This window comes from Psychroflexus sediminis, assembly GCF_900099815.1.
GTDB lineage: Bacteria > Bacteroidota > Bacteroidia > Flavobacteriales > Flavobacteriaceae > Psychroflexus > Psychroflexus sediminis.
The window spans coordinates 274,060-292,421 of the sequence record NZ_FNCW01000003.1 but is presented as its reverse complement, the minus strand read 5'-3'; the positions used below and the strand labels follow the sequence as shown (position 1 = coordinate 292,421).

Here is an 18,362-nt window from a genome sequence, read left to right as displayed (position 1 = left end):
TATAGTTTTGAAAGTGAAACTTATAAATAAATTTGATATGTCACCTCATAAAGTTGAAATTTTTGACACTTCGCTAAGAGATGGAGAGCAAGTTCCTGGCTGCAAGTTGAATACAGAGCAGAAACTGATCATCGCTAAAAAACTCGATGAGCTGGGTGTTGATGTTATTGAAGCGGGGTTTCCCATGTCAAGTCCGGGAGATTTCGAATCTGTTGCTGAGATTTCTAAGCTTGTGAAAAATGCCTCCGTCTGTGGTTTGAGTCGAGCTGTAAAGAATGATATCAAAATTGCTGCTGAAGCCCTAGCCTTTGCCAAAAAGCCAAGAATACATACCGGGATAGGCACCTCAGACTCACACATCAAATATAAATTCAAATCCAACAGAGCAGAAATCATAGAACGCGCTTATGCAGCTGTAAAGTATGCCAAATCATTTGTAGAAGATGTGGAATTTTATGCTGAAGACGCTGGAAGAACAGATAATGCCTACCTGGCCAAGGTTTGTGAAGCTGCCATAAAAGCGGGTGCAACAGTCTTAAACATTCCCGATACCACAGGCTATTGCTTACCAAACGAATACGGAGCTAAAATAAAATACCTAAAAGAGCATGTCAAAGACATAGATAAGGCCATCATTTCCTGTCATTGCCACAATGACCTGGGGCTGGCAACTGCCAATTCTATTGAAGCCATTATCAATGGTGCCAGACAAGTAGAATGTACCATCAACGGCATCGGAGAACGTGCAGGAAATACCGCCTTGGAAGAGGTGGTGATGATTTTAAAACAACACCCTTACCTGAATTTTGATACCAGTATCAACACAAAACACCTTTTTACTATCAGTCAGCTGATTTCCAAACACATGGGAATTTCGCCTCAACCCAACAAAGCTATAGTAGGTGCCAATGCCTTTGCGCATAGTTCAGGCATTCATCAGGACGGCGTCATAAAAAGACGAGACACCTACGAGATTATAGACCCTGCAGATGTTGGTGTTACCGAATCGGCTATTGTACTAACTGCCAGAAGCGGACGTGCCGCACTGGCTTATAAAGCCAAGAATGTTGGCTATAATCTGACTAAACTACAACTGGATGAGGTCTATCTTAACTTCTTAAATTTTGCAGATCAGCGCAAGGAAGTAAACGATAATGACATTCATCAAATCATAGAAACAAGCAGAGTTTATCGTGAGATAAAATCAGCTTAAGCCAAAACGAGTTTTATGAGTAAAACCTTATTCGATAAAGTTTGGGATGCCCATAGGGTTCACTCCATAGAAAACGGCCCTCAAATTCTGTATATAGATAAACACCTGATTCATGAGGTCACTAGTCCTCAGGCTTTTAGAGAACTGGAGCTTAGAGAGATTCCTCTCTTTAGACCTCAGCAGGTGGTTGCCACAGCAGATCACAATACGCCCACCAAAGATCAGCACCTTCCTGTTAAAGATGAGTTATCCAGAAAACAACTGACACAGCTTTCTGAAAATTGTGAGAAGAACGGGATTCGATTGTATGAATTAGGTCATAAATACAATGGTATTGTTCATGTCATGGCGCCGGAGCTTGGCATTACCCAGCCTGGAATGTCCATCGTTTGTGGAGATTCCCATACGTCCACTCATGGGGCCTTCGGAAGTATAGCTTTTGGAATAGGCACCAGTCAGGTCGCACAGGTTTTTGCAAGTCAGTGTTTACTGCTTACAAAACCTAAAAGCATGAGAATTACTGTCAATGGAAAATTAAGAAAGGGAGTTTTACCAAAAGATGTGATCTTGTACATCATTTCAAAAATTGGCACCAATGCCGGAACAGGTTACTTCTGCGAATATGCCGGAGAGGTGTTTGAAAACATGTCCATGGAAGGACGAATGACTGTCTGCAACATGAGCATTGAAATGGGAGCCCGTGGCGGAATGATCGCACCCGACCAAACTACCTTTGCTTATGTAAAAGGAAGAAAGTTTGCGCCTAAAGGCGAGGACTGGGAATCTAAACTTGCGTACTGGAAAAGTCTGCCTAGCGATGACCAGGCTGAATTTGATAAAGAATACGCTTTTGATGCGGAGGATATTGAACCCATGATCACCTTTGGCACCAATCCGGGCATGGGTATCAAAGTCAGTGAAAATATTCCCAGCCGGGATGATGCTTCATTTGAAAAATCTCTGAAGTATATGGATTTTAAGAAAGGAGAATCCCTGATTCACAAACCCGTAAACTATGTGTTTATAGGAAGCTGTACCAATTCCAGAATTGAAGATTTTAGAGTAGCTGCAGAATTTGTAAAAGGCAGGCAGAAAGCTGAACATGTAACAGCCTGGCTGGTTCCGGGCAGTAAGCAGGTTGAACAGCAGATTGAAGCCGAAGGCTTAAAAGCCATCTTTACTGAAGCCGGTTTTGAATTACGCCAGCCCGGATGCAGTGCCTGCCTGGCTATGAATGAGGATAAGATTCCAGCCGGTGAATACTGTGTATCGACCTCCAACAGAAACTTTGAAGGAAGACAGGGACAGGGTTCCAGAACATTGCTGGCCAGTCCGCTTTTGGCAGCGGCGACAGCGATAGAAGGAAAAATAGTAGACCTTACAAAATTTTTGAACTAAGATGGAAAAGTATATAAGCCTAAGTTCAACGGCCGTACCTCTGCCCCATGAAAATGTGGATACAGACCAGATTATTCCTGCGCGTTTTTTGAAGTCGACCAGTCGTGAGGGTTTTGGAGATAATCTCTTTAGAGACTGGAGGTACCAGAAAGACGGAAGTTTGAATGCTGACTTTGTTTTAAATGACAATCGCTATAGCGGACAAATTTTGATTGCTGGCCACAATTTTGGATGTGGATCCAGCCGTGAACATGCCGCCTGGGCACTAAGCGATTATGGTTTTAAAGTGATTGTCTCCAGTTTTTTTGCAGATATATTTAAAGGAAATGCTCTCAATATCGGTGTTTTGCCCGTGCAGGTGAGTCCAGCATTTCTGGATGTTTTACTGAAGACGGTTCAAGAACACCCGCAAACCAAAATTGAAGTCAATTTGGAAGACCAGTACATCAGTGGTAAGCCTTCAGAAGATAAAGAACATTTTGAAATAGATAGTTATAAGAAAACCTGCCTTATCAACGGATACGATGATATCGATTTTTTATTGAGTAAAAGAGCTGAAATTGAACTGTTCGAGAAACAACAAGAATTAGCTCGCGTTAGCGATTGAACGGTTTGTTTGAGCTCTTTTTTCTTCTTGTTCTGAAGAAAAAAAGCGAGTAGTGAAAGCGCGACCTCCTCCCCCCAAAAAAAGTTTTTGGGGGGGAGGGGCAACGCCCAAAACATAATATTGATTTTATACATCTTTACACATGAAACTAAAAATTGCAGTATTACCCGGAGACGGAATTGGACCTGAAGTCACGGAACAAGCTATAAAGGCGTTGAACGCCATAGCCTTGGAATTCAATCATCAATTTTCTTTCAAGCAGGCAGATGTAGGAGCTATTGCCATAGACAAAACAGGGGCTCCTCTACCCGATGTGACTTTGGAACTTTGTAAAAGCAGTGATGCGATATTATTTGGCGCTATTGGCGATCCCAAATACGATAATGCAGAAGGGGATGTACGTCCAGAGCAGGGTTTGTTAAAACTAAGAAAAGAATTAGGTTTGTTTGCTAACATTAGACCTGTAAAGGCTTTTGAAGCCTTACTGGATTTTTCTCCCTTAAAAAGACATCTTATCAAAGGTGTAGATATAAGCATTTACAGGGAGCTGACCGGGGGAGTTTATTTTGGCAAAAAAGAAACTGCTGAGGATGGCAGTTATGCTTCTGACCTTTGTGAGTATTCTACTTCTGAAATTGAACGTATTAGCCATCTAGCTTTTAAAGCAGCGATGGAAAGACGTAAAAAAGTCACTTTGATCGATAAAGCCAATGTATTGGACACGTCTCGATTATGGAGAAAAACGGTCACTGAACTGGCTAAATCCTATCCGGAAGTCACCTTGGATTTTTTATATGTGGATAATGCAGCCATGCAGATGATTCTAAATCCAAAGCAATTTGATGTCATTCTAACCGAAAACATGTTTGGCGATATTATAAGCGATGAAGCCAGTGTGATTGGAGGTTCTATTGGACTTTTACCTTCAGCGTCTATTGGAGCAAAACACGCCTTGTTTGAACCCATCCATGGATCTTATCCCCAGGCTACAGGTAAAGGAATAGCCAACCCTATTGCAGCTATACTCTCAGCGGCAATGCTCATGGAACATTTTGGATTATTTGAAGAAGCTGAAATGATTAAAGGCGCCGTTGAAAAATCGCTAAAACTCGGTATCACCACGCCAGACCTTGGGGTCAGGCATGAACGTATGACCACCTCCAAAGTCGGTGATTTTATCGCTGATTTTATAAGTAATCCATCAGACTCCAATCATAATTTTTCTAATATCCATATCGGGCAATCCACCATTATTTAGAACATGATTTACTTTTATTAACACTTAAAACACCAGTTTGAAATCTTCAAGTCTGGTGTTTTATTTTGCGCAAAGCGGTTTCTGGTCTTTCTTGGTGTTCCTGAATTAAATGCATGATTTTTGGTCAACCCGTTTCAGGAAAAAATCTGTCAAAAAATCGACCGAGGTTTGGCCTTAGGTTTTTAAGCTGTTCGTTGCAATACATATCCATCTTTTCACCTGATTTAGTTTAGGCCAATGCTATTCTGTAATTATTTTTTTAAGCTTTTATATCTGGGGTTTAAACCAAAAATTGAAATAAATCCGGCTTGTTATTTAAATAATCCCCGTAAAAATTATTGTCCTTCATCCGTTGAACCAGAGGTTCGAAATCGTCTTTGGATTTTAATTCCAGGCCAACCACCGCGGCACCGTTTTCTCTGTTGGTCTTTTTGGTGTACTGAAAATAGGTAATGTCGTCTTTAGGCCCTAAAATCTCAGCCACGAATTGTCTCAGAGCACCTGCGCGCTGAGGAAACTTCACGATAAAATAATGCTTCAAATCGGCATAAAGCATAGCTCTTTCTTTGATTTCTGCCGTTCTGGTGATATCGTTATTGCTCCCGCTGATGATACAAACCGCTGTTTTCCCTTTGATTTCCTCAGCATAATGCTCTAGCGCAGCAATACTCAGTGCTGCTGCAGGTTCAGCAACAATAGCTTCTTTGTTGTAAAGATCTAAAATGGTCTGACAAATATGTCCCTCATCCACCGTAATCATATCGTGAAGATTCTCCTTAGCGATGGAGAAGGTAAGGTCCCCTACGCGTTTCACAGCAGCGCCGTCCACAAAGTTTTCAATCTTTCCCAGCTCAATATTTTTATCATTCTTGATAGAATTGGACATGGAAGGTGCACCCTTTGGCTCTACCCCTATGATTTTGGTTTTAGGGGAAAGAATTTTAAACATTTGAGACAATCCGGAAGCCAGACCTCCACCTCCCACAGGGAGAAACACATAATCGATCGGGTTATTTTCGATTTGATCCAGTATTTCCAAACCGACGGTAGCCTGACCTTCGATGACTTTGGGATCATTGAAGGGATGAATAAAGGTCTTGTTTTCCTCCAGACACTGTTTCATAGCTGAGGAGTACGCATCATCGAAACTATCGCCAACCAAAACAATATCTATATATTCCTCGCCAAACATTTTAACCTGCTCAATCTTCTGGTTTGGCGTGGGCGAAGGCATAAAAATAATTCCCTTGATCTTTAATAGTTTACACGAAATCGCAACGCCCTGCGCATGGTTTCCCGCACTGGCACAAACGATCCCCTGATTTGCTTCTTTTTGGGTAAGCGAAGACATTTTGTTATAAGCTCCCCGAATTTTATAAGACCTTACCTGCTGTAAATCTTCTCTTTTGAAATATACTTTAGACTCATACTGCTTGGAATATCTCAAATTCAGACTTAACGGAGTCACTGTAGAAATGCCTTTAAGTTTCTCCGCAGCAGTTTTGACATGATCAAGCTCCGGAACATATGCTGTTTCTAGCTTCATATTAATGTCTTTTCATTCTTCACAGATTTTACTGCTTTCATGGCGATCATGGCCGTTCTCAAACGTTTACCCACATGCTCAATGGGGTGATTTCTTATCTGAGCATTTACCCTGATGAGTTTGACATTATCCACCTGATTTCCTTCCGAATAAGCCTTTCCTATGACTGAGGTATCCAGGGTAGCCATAAAATCCTTAAGTAAAGGTTTGGCGGCATGGTCAAACAGATAACAACCGTATTCTGCCGTGTCAGAAATAACCCGGTTCATTTCATATAATTTTTTTCTTGCAATAGTATTCGCGATTAAGGGTAGCTCATGCAAAGATTCATAATACGCAGAATCTTCAATAATCCCGGCGCTTATCATGGTTTCAAAAGCCAGTTCGACACCAGACTTAACGAAAGCAACCAGCAGTACCGCATGATCGAAATACTCCTGTTCACCAATCTCTTCAGAGGTTAATGTGGTCTTCTCAAAAGCGGTTTCCCCGGTTTGTTCTCGCCATGTATGCAAATCGGCGTCATCATTTGCCCAGTCTTTCATCATGGTTTCAGAAAAATGGCCTGAAATGATATCGTCCATATGCTTTTCAAATAAAGGTCGCAAAATGCTTTTCAAATCTTCGGAAAGCTCATAAGCTTTAATCTTTGAGGGGTTAGAAAGTCTATCCATCATATTGGTGATCCCTCCGTGTTTAAGAGCTTCAGTAATGGTTTCCCAGCCGTACTGTATCAATTTCGCCGCATAAGCTGGCTCGATATCCTCTTCTACCATTTTATCAAAGGATAAAATAGCTCCGGTTTGTAACAGGCCGCAAAGGATAGTTTGCTCGCCCATCAAATCACTTTTTACCTCAGCCACAAAAGAAGACTCCAAGACTCCTGCTCTATGCCCGCCTGTAGCCACAGCATAGGCTTTAGCTTGCTCCAAACCTTTGCCTTCCGGATCGTTTTCCGGATGAACCGCAATAAGTGTAGGCACCCCAAAGCCTCTTTTATATTCTTCACGAACTTCCGTGCCTGGACATTTTGGAGCTACCATAATGACCGTGATATCTTTGCGTATCTCCATGCCTTCTTCTACAATATTAAAGCCATGGGAATAACTTAGTGTTGATCCTTTTTTCATGTGGGGCATCACAGAATTGATCACGCTGGAATGCTGTTTATCGGGGGTTAAATTCAAGACTAAATCTGCCTTAGGAACCAATTCCTGATACGTAGCAACTTCAAAATGATTTTCTTTGGCGTTTTTATAAGACTCTCTTTTTTCATCAATCGCTGCCTGGCGTAAAGCATAGGAAATATCCAGGCCCGAATCTCTCATATTTAAGCCCTGGTTAAGCCCCTGAGCCCCACAACCAATAATGACTATTTTTTTACCTTCTAAAGCTTTTACACCATCCTCAAATTCTGAAGAATGCATAAATCTGCATTTACCCAATTGCTCTAATTGCTGTCTTAAGGAAAGTCTGTTAAAATAATTTGACATGTTAATGTGGTTTAATTTGAAAATGCTTCCAGCATTTTACTTATTTTCATTTCTTCTTTAGATACGGCGATACGTCCGGAACGCGTGAGTTGCATGATCCCAAAAACTTTCAATTCTCGATGCAGCAGTTCTATTTCTTCACTTCTCCCTGACTTCTCCAGTACAAAAAACTCTTTGTTGACCGTAACAATATTGGCATTGCTTTCTTTGATTATGTTTTGAATCTGACGTTCTTCAAAAAGCAATTCTGATTTAATTTTAAACAGACATGATTCCTGATAGATGATTTCATCTTCTCTATGGTAGTAAGCTTTAATCACTTCCACCTGCTTTTCTATCTGGCCGATAATTTTTTTCATCCGCTCTTCTGTCAGTTGTACCACAATGGTCCATTTTGATATGTTTTCAATTTCAGAAACCGATGAATTTATACTTTCAATATTGATATGTCTACGCTGAAAAATAGCCGAAATCCGGTTGAGTAAGCCAATATTATTTTCAGTGTAAATTGAAATCGTATAGGTTTTATTTTCTTCCATATTATTCTAATCTTATATCCGATACACTGGCTCCTGCCGTAATCATGGGAAACACATTATCTTCTTTTTCTACGCAAACCTCCAAGAAATAAGCTCCCTCCGATGTCATCATTTCCCGGACTGCATCAGAAAGCTTTTCCCGGTCCGTTACCTTTTGAGCATCTATTTGATAGCCTTTGGCTATGGCCACAAAATCGGGGTTGGTCATTTCAGTGGAAGCATAGCGCTTGTCAAAGAACAGCTGTTGCCATTGCCTTACCATTCCCAAAAACTGATTGTTGAGAACTACGATTTTCAACGGAATTCTTTGCTGAAAAACGGTGCCGAGTTCCTGAATGGTCATCTGGTAACCCCCATCTCCAATAACAGCCACTACATCCCGGTCCGGGGCGGCCATTTTGGCTCCGATTGCAGCAGGTAAGGCAAAACCCATGGTACCCAGACCCCCGGACGTGATATTGCTTTTGGTTAAATTGAAATCCGCATAACGGCAGGCAATCATCTGATGCTGACCTACATCGCTTACGATAGCTGCATTGCCTTTACTCCGTTTATTGATTTCTTTCAGCACTTCTCCCATCGTCAAACCTTCTTTAGTAGGGTGAAGATCGTTTTTTATGACTTTCTCATATTCAATTTTATAGAGGTCTTTAAAGCGTTGATGCCACTCAGTATGCTCTTTTTCGTTGAGGTAAGGCAGCAGTTGCGTCAGGCTTTCTTTCGCATCACCCAGGACAGCAATATCTGCCTTTACATTTTTATCTACCTCAGCAGGATCAATTTCAAAATGAATGATCTTAGCTTGTTTCGCATAAAAATTCAAATTCCCGGTCACACGGTCATCGAAACGCATGCCTATAGCGATAAGCACATCACATTCGTTGGTAAGCACATTGGGAGCGTAATTACCGTGCATCCCCACCATACCCACATTTAGAGGATGAGAAGTTGGCAAGGCTGAAACCCCCAGAATGGTCCAGGCTGCTGGAATACCGGACTTTTCTACAATCCCTTTAAAAATAGATTCCGCTTCGCTTAAAATAACACCCTGTCCCCAGACGATGAGTGGCTTTTTAGCTGAATTGATCAGAGCCGCAGCTTCCTGAACTTTCTTTTCCTCAACCATAGGAACAGGCTTATAACTCCGTATGCCCACACATTTTTGATAAGAAAAATCAAATTCTTCAAATTGAGCATCTTTGGTGATATCAATCAGAACAGGACCGGGTCTTCCGCTTTTGGCGATATAAAACGCTTTAGCTAAAACCTTGGGAATGTCTGAAGCTTTGGTGATCTGATGATTCCATTTGGTAACCGGAGTAGATATCCCAACAATATCGGTTTCCTGAAAAGCATCACTTCCCAACAACTGAGAATTCACCTGCCCGGTGATACACACCAAAGGTGTAGAGTCAATTTGTGCATCTGCTATTCCTGTAATGAGATTGGTGGCACCGGGACCTGAAGTGGCTATAACGACGCCCACTTTGCCAGAAATTCTTGCGTAGCCCTGAGCAGCATGTACCGCACCCTGCTCATGCCTGGCTAACACATGATGAACTTTATCCTGATACTGATGCAGCTGATCATAAACCGGCATGATGGCTCCTCCAGGGTAACCATACAAGGTTTTGACTCCCTCTGCAAGCAAACTTTTGAGCACAGCTTCGCTGCCCGATATTTTTTCGGTTGTTACGACATCCTCCTTGTTTTCTAATGTAAAATGCTCTTTCATATGTGTTTTTTATGGGTCTTTGGGCTTAACTGTATATGAGATACAGGCTTGTCGACTAAATACTTGTTTTAAAACTCGTCAGTGACGCATCCTTTGGAAGCTGAACTCACGCTTCTGGCATATTTATAGAGTACTCCGCGTTTAAACTTTAAAGCTGGTGTCTTCCAGTTTTGTCTTCTTGTTTCTAATTCCTCTTCGGTTACTTCCAGGTTTATGGTATTGCTTTCCGCGTTTATACTGATAAAATCACCATCTTTAACCAAAGCTATGCTCCCTCCTTCCTGAGCTTCGGGAGTAATATGCCCTACAACAAAACCATGGGTACCCCCGGAAAAACGTCCATCTGTAATCAGTGCTACTTCTGTACCTAAACCTGCTCCCATGATAGCAGCCGTTGGCTTGAGCATTTCAGGCATCCCTGGTCCGCCTTTAGGTCCTTCATATCGGATGACAACCACGTCACCCTTTTGAACTTCACCGTTTTTAATTCCAGCGTTGGCAGCATACTCGCCTTCAAATACTTTGGCTTTCCCTCGAAATTGAAGCCCTTCCTTACCCGTAATTTTTGCCACGCTTCCCTCTTGGGCCAGGTTTCCATAAAGCATTCTTAGGTGTCCTGATATTTTAATAGGGGTTTCAATGCTATGAATCACATCCTGACTTTCTTTAAGATCATCGACTTCCATTAGATTTTGAGCTAAAGTTTTTCCTGTGACCGTCAGACAGTCTCCATGCAAAAGCCCTTTTTTAAGCAGGTATTTCATAACTCCCGGAATTCCACCAACTTCGTGTAAATCTTCCATCAAATATTTACCGCTGGGTTTTAAGTCTGCCAGAAATGGGGTGGCATCGCTAATTTTTTGAAAATCATGCAAACTAAATTCAATTTGAGCTGCGCGTGCTATAGCTAAAAAATGAAGCACTGCATTGGTAGAGCCTCCCAGGATTGTAATCAATCGTATGGCATTTTCGAGAGATTTTCTGGTGATGATGTCTGAAGGCTTAATATCTTTTTCAATCAAAAGCCGCAGGGCTTCTCCTGCCTGTATGCTTTCCTGTTTTTTCGCCCTGCTTAAAGCAGGATTTGAGGAATTATAAGGCAGGGCCATGCCTAAAGCTTCGATAGCAGAGGCCATGGTGTTGGCCGTGTACATTCCTCCACAGGCTCCCGCACCAGGACAGGCTTTTTCTATAATACTTTGGTATTCGCTTTCTTCCAGAGTTCCGGCGACTTTAGCTCCCCAGGCTTCAAAAGCAGAGACCACGTCCAGTTTTTTGCCATTATGACATCCAGAATCTATCGTACCGCCGTAAACCAATATACTGGGTCTGTCTAGACGAATCATCGCCATTAAGGCGCCCGGCATATTTTTATCACAACCAACAACGGTGACCAGACCGTCATAACTCATGGCTTGAACAACCGTTTCCATAGAATCGGCTATGATGTCTCTGGACGGTAGTGAATAGCGCATGCCCGGCGTTCCCATAGAAATGCCATCACTTACACCAATCGTATTGAAAATCAACCCAACAACTTCTACATTTTTGGTGCCCTCTTTTACAAGTTTTGCCAGATCATTAAGATGCATATTACATGGATTGCCTTCGTATCCGGTACTTGCGATACCAATGATAGGCTTGTTGAAATCTTCCTTGGTTAAACCTATAGCATGAAGCATCGCCTGCGCTGCAGGCTGGGTAGGATCCTGAGTAAGGGTTTTACTGTACTTGTTCAATTCCATTCTACTGAATTAATTTAAAGAACGAAATTATAGGTTCAATAGAGTTTAGTAGTGGTGATTTGTAAAACCTCTGTTAAATTCAATAGCTGCTATTACTTTGTAAATAGCTTAATTACAGTAAGTTAACTACTGAAGATTGGAATACTCAATTCCTCAAAATAATTGACATTTTTAAGTTTGAGGTTTTTGTTTGTCTTAAAGCACAAGACTGCCTTCTCTCCTTCAGTTGTATCTAAAGGTAAAGACGGCTGTTGAAATGAACTTGTTATCTCAAGCTGGATGTCTAAAAACTCAGATTCCTGCAGTGGCAAAATCAAAATAAAAACTTTTAAAAATCACCGAGAAGAATGGCTTTAAGCTCCTTGTAAGTGGATATAGGAATGGACTTTTTCTCCTGATTCATCACCGCTTTGATTTGAGTTGGTAATTCGATTTGCTCTGGAATCACTTGTTTCACAACGTCCAGAAACTTGGCAGGATGAGCGGTTTCCAAAAATAGGCAGTGTGTCCCTGGATGGTCTTTTTGATAAGCTTCTGCAGCCAAAAAGCCAATAGCCCCATGAGGGTCTGCGGTGTAATTGTAAGAATCGTAAAGCCTTTTCATAGCTTCCAGAGTTTCCTGATCTGAAAAACTGAAGGAAGTCAGGTTTGATTTTAAGGCCTGAAATTCATTTTTAAAGATTTCCTGAATCCTAACAAAGTTGCTTGGATTTCCTACATCCATAGCATTACTGAGGGTCTGGATCGTTGGCTTTGGGCTGTAATCTTCAGATTCCAGATATTCGGTCACGACCTGATTGCTGTTGTTGGCTGCGATAAAGTGATGAACCGGCAAACCGAGTTGCTGAGCCATAAAACCGGCACAAATGTTTCCGAAATTACCACTTGGTACGGAGAACACTATGTTTTTATGATGTTTATAAAGTTGCTGATAGGCAAAAAAGAAGTAAAACATTTGCGGTAACCAGCGCGCCACATTGATGGAATTGGCAGAGGTAATCTGAACTTTGTCGGTGATGGACCTGTCTAAAAACGCCTGCTTAACCATGTCCTGGCAGTCGTCGAAAACACCATCTACTTCCAGCGCAGTAATATTCTGTCCCAGCGTAGTGAGTTGTTTTTCCTGGACTTCACTGACTTTTCCACTGGGATACAAAATCACCACATTAATACCCTCGACACCTAAAAACCCGTTCGCAACTGCACCGCCGGTATCGCCAGAAGTGGCAACCAAAACAGTAGTTTCTTTTTTCTGATCACGGGTGAAGTATCTTAAACAGCGTGACATAAATCGAGCACCTACATCCTTAAACGCCATGGTGGGACCGTGAAATAACTCTAAAGAAGATATGCTATCCTTGATTTTCACAACAGGAAAATCGAAGCACAAGGTCTCTTTAATAATTCTTTTGAGCTCATTTTCAGGTATTTCAGGACTCACAAACTGTTTGATCACTTCAAAAGCAATGGCATTGTCTGATAAATCTGAGAGGGAATCGTAGAAGGAGGCTGGCAGCTTTTGGATAGACGTTGGAAAATACAGTCCTTTATCGGGTGCCAGGCCTTTGATGACCGCTTCCTTAAAAGACGTATTAGGTGCTTTGTGATTGAGCGAGTAAAAATCCATGACTTAGACTTATTTACTTATGGTTTTAATGCCTTCTTTATTGATTTTGGACAAATAGGTTTCAAATTGGAGGCTTGAACTTTCGTAAACCTTTCGCATTGCAGCCTCTACACTTCTGGCTGAATCCTCACCTTTCGTAATCGCAAATATAGACGGTCCAGAGCCAGAAATTCCAAAACCTAATGCCCCCTGCTTTAAGGCAGCTGTTTTTACCTCATCAAAATGAGGAATGAGCTGACTTCTATAAGGTTCGATCACTACATCCTGAAGTGAACGCTGTAACAGCGAATAATCATCGCTATGAAGTGCATGTACCAGGCTGCCAAGATTTGCCCATTGCGTGATGGCCTTCTGCAGGGGAATATCTTTTGGCAAAATAGCTCTGGCTTCTAAGGTTTTGATTTCGATTTGAGGATGGATAATAACAGCATAAAGTTCTTCTGGCGTGGGAAGATTCAGAATCTCTAATGGATTCAAACTCTTCACCAGGACAAAACCTCCAAAAATAGCCGGGGCCAGATTATCTGCATGTTCACTTTGGCTGGAAACAGCCTCGCCTTTCATCGCAAATGCTGTAAGCTGGGTTTTGTTATAAGGTTTGCCCAAGAGTTCATTGATAGCAAAAACACTTCCTGCAGCACTGGCAGCACTGCTTCCAATACCGCTTCCTGGTTTTATACGTTTGTAAATTTCAATCTCAAATCCAAAACCTGGCTGGAAATCCTCGATCAGTGCCAACGCAGAAACCCCGGCCACATTTTTTTCTGTCTCGTAAGGCAAGTCGTAGCCTTCTATTTTAGTGATGGAAATTCCTTGTTGTGGAGTTGTTCTCACCAGCATCTCATCACCAATATGGTCCAGACAAAAGCCTAAGACATCGAAACCACAAGCGACGTTAGAGACCGTTCCCGGAGAAAAAATTCGAATTTCTTTATTCAAAATAAACTTGATTTTATTTATTGCTAACTCTTATGATATCCGCAAATAATCCGGAAGCTGTCACATCGGCTCCAGCACCGGCCCCTTTTACAATGATGGGTTGTTCCGGGTACCTGTGAGAATAAAACATCACGATATTGTCTTTCCCTTCCAAATTATAAAACGGGTGTCCCTGTGGAATTTCTTTTAGACCAACTTTTGCCTTTCCCTTATCGAATTCAGCAACATACTTCAACTGAGAATTATTGGCTATCGCAGCGCTGAATAACTTCTGAAAATGCTCTTCATCTTCGCTTAAACTCTCATAGAAATCATCTACTGTATCACTTTCCAAATTGGCTTTAGTTAAAAAAGAGTCGTTTTCGATGTCTTCCAGATTCATCTCATAACCGCTTTCTCTGGCAAGAATAAGAATTTTTCTAGCCACATCTACTCCGCTCAAGTCTATTCTTGGGTCTGGTTCTGTAAAGCCTTCTTTCTGAGCTTCTTTCACCACGTCATGAAATTTGGTAGAACTGTCGAAATTATTGAACACAAAATTCAAACTTCCAGAAAGCACAGCCTGTATCGAGGTTACCTTATCTCCTGAGGCAACGAGGTTACTCAGGGTATCTATTATTGGTAAGCCTGCACCCACATTGGTTTCAAACAGGAAAGAAGCATTGTATTTTTTGGATAAATTCTTAAGTGTTTTGTAATTATGAAATTCACTGGAACAGGCAATTTTATTACAGGCAACAACAGAGATACTCCGTTTAAGATAGCTGGAATACATCTGAGAAACGGCTTCACTTGCCGTAATGTCTACAAAAATGCTGTTGCGTTTGTTGAGCTGAGTGGCTTTCTCCAGAAACCCGTCCAGAGAAGCCTGCTCTCCCTGTTCTAAATGATCTTTCCAGTTTCCTAAGTCTATGCCTTCTTCATCGAAATACATTTTCCTGGAATTTGAAATTCCCATCACTCTCAGATTGATTCTCAGTTCGTTTTTAAGAAACTTGCGCTGTTGTTCAATTTGAGAAAGTAAGCGATGTCCCACATTTCCAACTCCGGTTATAAAAACGTTGAGTTGCTTGGTCTTGACTTCAAAAAAGGATTCATGCAGTGCGTTTAAAGCTTTTTTTACATCGTTCTCCAGAATGACAGCAGAAATATTTTTTTCTGAAGCACCCTGAGCGATAGCTCTTACATTGACATTGTTTTTGCCTAAAGCACTAAACATTTTGCCGCTAATGCCCTGGTGATTTTTCATGCGATCACCTACCAGGGCGATAATGGACAAGTTTTTTTCGACCTCTACTGGACGGATTTTACGAGTAGAAATTTCATATTCGAAACATGCGTTGACGGAGGTCACTGCCAAATCGGCATCCCCTTCCGATATTCCGAAACAAATCGAATGCTCTGATGAGGCTTGAGTTATAAAAATGACGTTGATTTTTTCTAAGGCTAAGACCTCAAATAAGCGCTTAGAAAAACCGGGAATACCCACCATTCCGTTGCCCTGTAAGGTGAGTAAAGCAATATGGTCTACACTGGTTATACCGCTTACACTTCCAGAGGTTGAATTGGAGTGTGTTTTGATTAATGTCCCTTTATCTTCTGGCTTTAAGGTATTTTTAATCAGAATTGGTATTTCCAAGTCCAGTGCAGGCTGAACGGTTGGAGGAAATAACACCTTAGCTCCAAAATGGGAGAGTTCCATAGCTTCCTGATAAGATAAAACTTCAATAGGAACAGCCTGTTTAACCAGCTTTGGATTAGCAGTATACATTCCACTGACATCCGTCCAGATTTCAAGTTTTTTTACTTGGAGTGCAGCGGCTACAATCGACGCCGTAAAATCTGACCCGCCACGACCTAAGGTCGTGATTTCCCCCAGATTGGATTTGGCTACAAAGCCGGGCAACACCGTAAGTTGATGAGCGGTTTTAAAATAGTCCCTGATATTTTTATTGGTGACCAGATAGTTGACTTCAGCTTTGGTAAAGTTAGAATTTGTCACAATAAGCTCCTGACTGTTCTTGCGAACAGCATCAATACCTCTGTGTTTAGCTACTTCAGTAATGATGAAAGACGACAGCAATTCGCCAAAACTCGTAAGTTTGTCTGATGTTTTTGGGGTTAACTCATTAATGAGATAGATGCCATCTAATAAGTTTTTTAAATAGCTTAATTCCTCTTCCAGGTACTCCAAAACGTAATCATTAGCGTTTGGGATTAACTCTGAAACCAGTGATAAATGTATCTTTCTAATCTCATCAAATTCAGCAGCAAAAGACTCATTTTTTTCTAAGGCCAGCTGGCCAGCTTTAAGAAGTTTATCTGTAATACCTCCCACTGCAGAAACCACACAAACCACTTTTCCATGTTTTGAATACCGATCAAGTATTTCTACCACTTGATGTATTCGCTTTGAACTTCCTACTGAAGAGCCGCCAAACTTTAATACCTCCATCGCTTTTGATTTTAAAATACCCCTTTGAGAATATTTAGTTAAAAACAGTTAAAATATATTACAAATGACGGCATATTTCTTCTTAAACAAAAGACCATTCATACTTATTATCAAAAATTGACTATTTAATAATTTAAAGGCTCTTATTGTATCGTAAATTCATTAAAAGAAAAGAAAACTGAACAATCTCTAACGGACTGCACAGATGGATTTAAATTCATAAAAAAACTCCTCTTAAATATATAAAAGAGGAGTCTGAAATGAAAATCATTCTGAACGCTTAAGGTTTTAAAACCACACGAAATCTTGATTTGTTGTTGATCATTCTGTCGTAGGCTTCCTTGACGTCGTCCAGGCTATACTCTTCAATCATAGGCCTGGTATCAAATAAGGCACTAAAATTTAAAGTGTCTTCAGAATCTGTTGGCGTTCCGCTTGGCCATCCCGCCACAGATTTTCTGCCCATAAGCATCTCCATAGGAGACACTTCAACGGGATCTGGTGTTGCGCCTACCATCAATAATTTACCGTCGATACCAAGTCCGCCGATGACCGAAGTCATCGCTTCACCACTTGGCGCTGTTCCTAAAATCAATTTGGCACCCCCCAGTTCCTGAAGTTTTTCTGCGGCATCTTCGGACTTGGCATTGATGAAATGATGAGCCCCAAGTTGGGTAGCCAGTTCTTTTTTATCGTCACTTGTAGAAATAGCAACCGTTTTCATACCCATTTTATGAGCATATTGAATGGCTAAATGTCCAAGTCCGCCAATACCCTGAATAGCAACTAAGTCACCTGCTGTAATCCCAGAGTTTCTCAGCGCATTAAAAACGGTAATTCCGGCACATAACAAGGGTGCTGCTTCTTCAGATTTTAGTTCATCGGGGACGGCCACCAAAGCTTCCTGCGGGGCACACATATACTCGGCATAACCGCCATCGTAAGAAATTCCACTCACTTTGGCATTTTCACAGGAAATGAAATCCCCTCTTCGGCAGGGCTCACATTCAAAACAATGTCCGCCATGCCAGCCAACACCAACGCGCTGATCTGTATTCCATATAGTTACCTGTTCTCCAACCGCTTCAATAGTCCCTATCACTTCATGACCGGGAACTCTTGGGTATTCCAGACCCGGAAAAGTACCATCTTTTACAAAGGCATCTGAATGACAAATACCGCAAGCCTGAACCTTGATTAAAACTTCATTGGCTTTTGGAGTTGGTTTATCCAAATCTACAATATGAAACTCTCCTTCTGCTTCTTTAATTTGTGCTGCTTTCATGTTTGTTTGATTTTATAATTAATATTATTTGCTCTGAAGATGAAAATGTCATTGGCCTTTACAGCTTATATCAATTACTTTTCAGTAAGACCGGCTACTTCTTTTACAGTCACCTGTTTGCTGTCTATATCTTCGTTTCCGAAACTGTTCAGGATATAATTCATCACATCGGCCACTTCTCTGTCTGTCAAGCCCATCGACGTCATGTTGTTATTGTAGGTTACACCATTCACTTCAATTTCTCCCTTTAAGCCATATTTTACAGACTTTATGCTTTCAGTTCTTTTTTCTGAAAGCCAGTTGGAGTTTGCCAAAGGCGGATAAACCCCTTCCACTCCTTCTCCCTGGGGTAAATGGCAACGCATACAAAATTCAGAATAGATTGCTTTTCCATCTGCTATGCTTTGCTCCATATCTTTTTCCTGAACAATTGGCTCATAATGAGAGGATGAATAATCGGTTTGATACTCTTTGAGAAAGAAACTCATAACCACTATAATCGGTATTATATAGAATTTCATA

Annotated in this window: 14 protein-coding genes; 4 read left to right on the top strand and 10 right to left on the bottom strand. The window is 41.3% G+C overall.

Translation table 11 applies throughout. The annotated features are described in order from the left end of the window. Nucleotides 1-37 precede the first annotated feature (37 nt). The 4 genes from BLP81_RS04250 (at nucleotide 38) to leuB (ending at nucleotide 4,476) form a co-directional block, all read left to right on the top strand. Entirely contained in the window at nucleotides 38-1,213 is a 1,176-nt protein-coding gene (locus tag BLP81_RS04250; protein WP_093366096.1) for a 2-isopropylmalate synthase, read from the top strand. Nucleotides 1,214-1,228: 15 nt separating this feature from the next. Beyond that, complete coding sequence (gene leuC / locus BLP81_RS04245) at nucleotides 1,229-2,611, top strand: 3-isopropylmalate dehydratase large subunit (protein ID WP_093366094.1); 1,383 nt, start codon at nucleotides 1,229-1,231, stop codon at nucleotides 2,609-2,611. Nucleotide 2,612: 1 nt separating this feature from the next. Then, nucleotides 2,613-3,218 carry a 3-isopropylmalate dehydratase small subunit gene (gene leuD, locus BLP81_RS04240; RefSeq protein WP_093366092.1) on the top strand — a complete coding sequence of 202 codons (606 nt, stop codon included), beginning with the start codon at nucleotides 2,613-2,615 and terminating at the stop codon, nucleotides 3,216-3,218. A 142-nt stretch (nucleotides 3,219-3,360) separates the two neighbouring features. Continuing rightward, nucleotides 3,361-4,476: a 3-isopropylmalate dehydrogenase gene (leuB, locus tag BLP81_RS04235; protein WP_093366090.1), complete on the top strand. Its 1,116-nt coding sequence runs from the start codon at nucleotides 3,361-3,363 to the stop codon at nucleotides 4,474-4,476. A gap of 280 nt (nucleotides 4,477-4,756) precedes the next feature. Here leuB and ilvA read toward each other — a convergent pair whose 3' ends face one another. The 10 genes from ilvA to BLP81_RS04180 all read right to left on the bottom strand — a co-directional run bounded on the left by ilvA (nucleotide 4,757) and on the right by BLP81_RS04180 (nucleotide 18,361). Continuing rightward, nucleotides 4,757-6,022 carry a threonine ammonia-lyase gene (gene ilvA, locus BLP81_RS04230; protein ID WP_093366088.1) on the bottom strand — a complete coding sequence of 422 codons (1,266 nt, stop codon included), beginning with the start codon at nucleotides 6,020-6,022 and terminating at the stop codon, nucleotides 4,757-4,759. Then, nucleotides 6,019-7,515, bottom strand: a complete 1,497-nt coding sequence (ilvC, locus tag BLP81_RS04225) for a ketol-acid reductoisomerase (RefSeq protein ID WP_093366086.1) — start codon at nucleotides 7,513-7,515, stop codon at nucleotides 6,019-6,021. Before ilvC ends, ilvA begins: the two co-directional genes overlap by 4 nt. Before the next feature lie 11 nt (nucleotides 7,516-7,526). Continuing rightward, on the bottom strand, nucleotides 7,527-8,054 hold the full coding sequence (gene ilvN, locus BLP81_RS04220; protein ID WP_093366084.1) for an acetolactate synthase small subunit: 528 nt from the start codon (nucleotides 8,052-8,054) through the stop codon (nucleotides 7,527-7,529). A gap of 1 nt (nucleotide 8,055) precedes the next feature. Continuing rightward, a complete protein-coding gene (gene ilvB / locus BLP81_RS04215) occupies nucleotides 8,056-9,789 on the bottom strand; it encodes a biosynthetic-type acetolactate synthase large subunit (protein WP_093366082.1) in 1,734 nt (577 codons plus the stop codon). Nucleotides 9,790-9,857: 68 nt separating this feature from the next. Further along, nucleotides 9,858-11,534, bottom strand: a complete 1,677-nt coding sequence (gene ilvD, locus BLP81_RS04210) for a dihydroxy-acid dehydratase (RefSeq protein WP_093366080.1) — start codon at nucleotides 11,532-11,534, stop codon at nucleotides 9,858-9,860. A 328-nt stretch (nucleotides 11,535-11,862) separates the two neighbouring features. Next, complete coding sequence (gene thrC / locus BLP81_RS04200; protein WP_093366076.1) at nucleotides 11,863-13,161, bottom strand: threonine synthase; 1,299 nt, start codon at nucleotides 13,159-13,161, stop codon at nucleotides 11,863-11,865. A gap of 9 nt (nucleotides 13,162-13,170) precedes the next feature. Next, entirely contained in the window at nucleotides 13,171-14,100 is a 930-nt protein-coding gene (locus BLP81_RS04195) for a homoserine kinase (RefSeq protein WP_093366074.1), read from the bottom strand. Between the two features lie 13 nt (nucleotides 14,101-14,113). Further along, a complete protein-coding gene (gene thrA, locus BLP81_RS04190; RefSeq protein WP_093366072.1) occupies nucleotides 14,114-16,555 on the bottom strand; it encodes a bifunctional aspartate kinase/homoserine dehydrogenase I in 2,442 nt (813 codons plus the stop codon). 280 nt (nucleotides 16,556-16,835) lie between these two features. Then, the gene (locus BLP81_RS04185; RefSeq protein WP_093366070.1) at nucleotides 16,836-17,840 is read right to left on the bottom strand and encodes an alcohol dehydrogenase; all 1,005 of its coding nucleotides are present in this window, start codon (nucleotides 17,838-17,840) and stop codon (nucleotides 16,836-16,838) included. A 74-nt stretch (nucleotides 17,841-17,914) separates the two neighbouring features. Continuing rightward, on the bottom strand, nucleotides 17,915-18,361 hold the full coding sequence (locus BLP81_RS04180) for a c-type cytochrome (RefSeq protein WP_093366068.1): 447 nt from the start codon (nucleotides 18,359-18,361) through the stop codon (nucleotides 17,915-17,917). Nucleotide 18,362 lies beyond the last annotated feature (1 nt).

Bases quoted from the DNA above. Each gene is read 5' to 3' on its own strand.
- BLP81_RS04250 (WP_093366096.1), top strand. From the start codon at position 38: ATGTCACCTCATAAAGTTGAAATTTTTGACACTTCGCTAAGAGATGGA.
- leuC (WP_093366094.1), top strand. From the start codon at position 1,229: ATGAGTAAAACCTTATTCGATAAAGTTTGGGATGCCCATAGGGTTCAC.
- leuD (WP_093366092.1), top strand. From the start codon at position 2,613: ATGGAAAAGTATATAAGCCTAAGTTCAACGGCCGTACCTCTGCCCCAT.
- leuB (WP_093366090.1), top strand. From the start codon at position 3,361: ATGAAACTAAAAATTGCAGTATTACCCGGAGACGGAATTGGACCTGAA.
- ilvA (WP_093366088.1), bottom strand. From the start codon at position 6,022: ATGAAGCTAGAAACAGCATATGTTCCGGAGCTTGATCATGTCAAAACT.
- ilvC (WP_093366086.1), bottom strand. From the start codon at position 7,515: ATGTCAAATTATTTTAACAGACTTTCCTTAAGACAGCAATTAGAGCAA.
- ilvN (WP_093366084.1), bottom strand. From the start codon at position 8,054: ATGGAAGAAAATAAAACCTATACGATTTCAATTTACACTGAAAATAAT.
- ilvB (WP_093366082.1), bottom strand. From the start codon at position 9,789: ATGAAAGAGCATTTTACATTAGAAAACAAGGAGGATGTCGTAACAACC.
- ilvD (WP_093366080.1), bottom strand. From the start codon at position 11,534: ATGGAATTGAACAAGTACAGTAAAACCCTTACTCAGGATCCTACCCAG.
- thrC (WP_093366076.1), bottom strand. From the start codon at position 13,161: ATGGATTTTTACTCGCTCAATCACAAAGCACCTAATACGTCTTTTAAG.
- thrA (WP_093366072.1), bottom strand. From the start codon at position 16,555: ATGGAGGTATTAAAGTTTGGCGGCTCTTCAGTAGGAAGTTCAAAGCGA.
- BLP81_RS04185 (WP_093366070.1), bottom strand. From the start codon at position 17,840: ATGAAAGCAGCACAAATTAAAGAAGCAGAAGGAGAGTTTCATATTGTA.
- BLP81_RS04180 (WP_093366068.1), bottom strand. From the start codon at position 18,361: ATGAAATTCTATATAATACCGATTATAGTGGTTATGAGTTTCTTTCTC.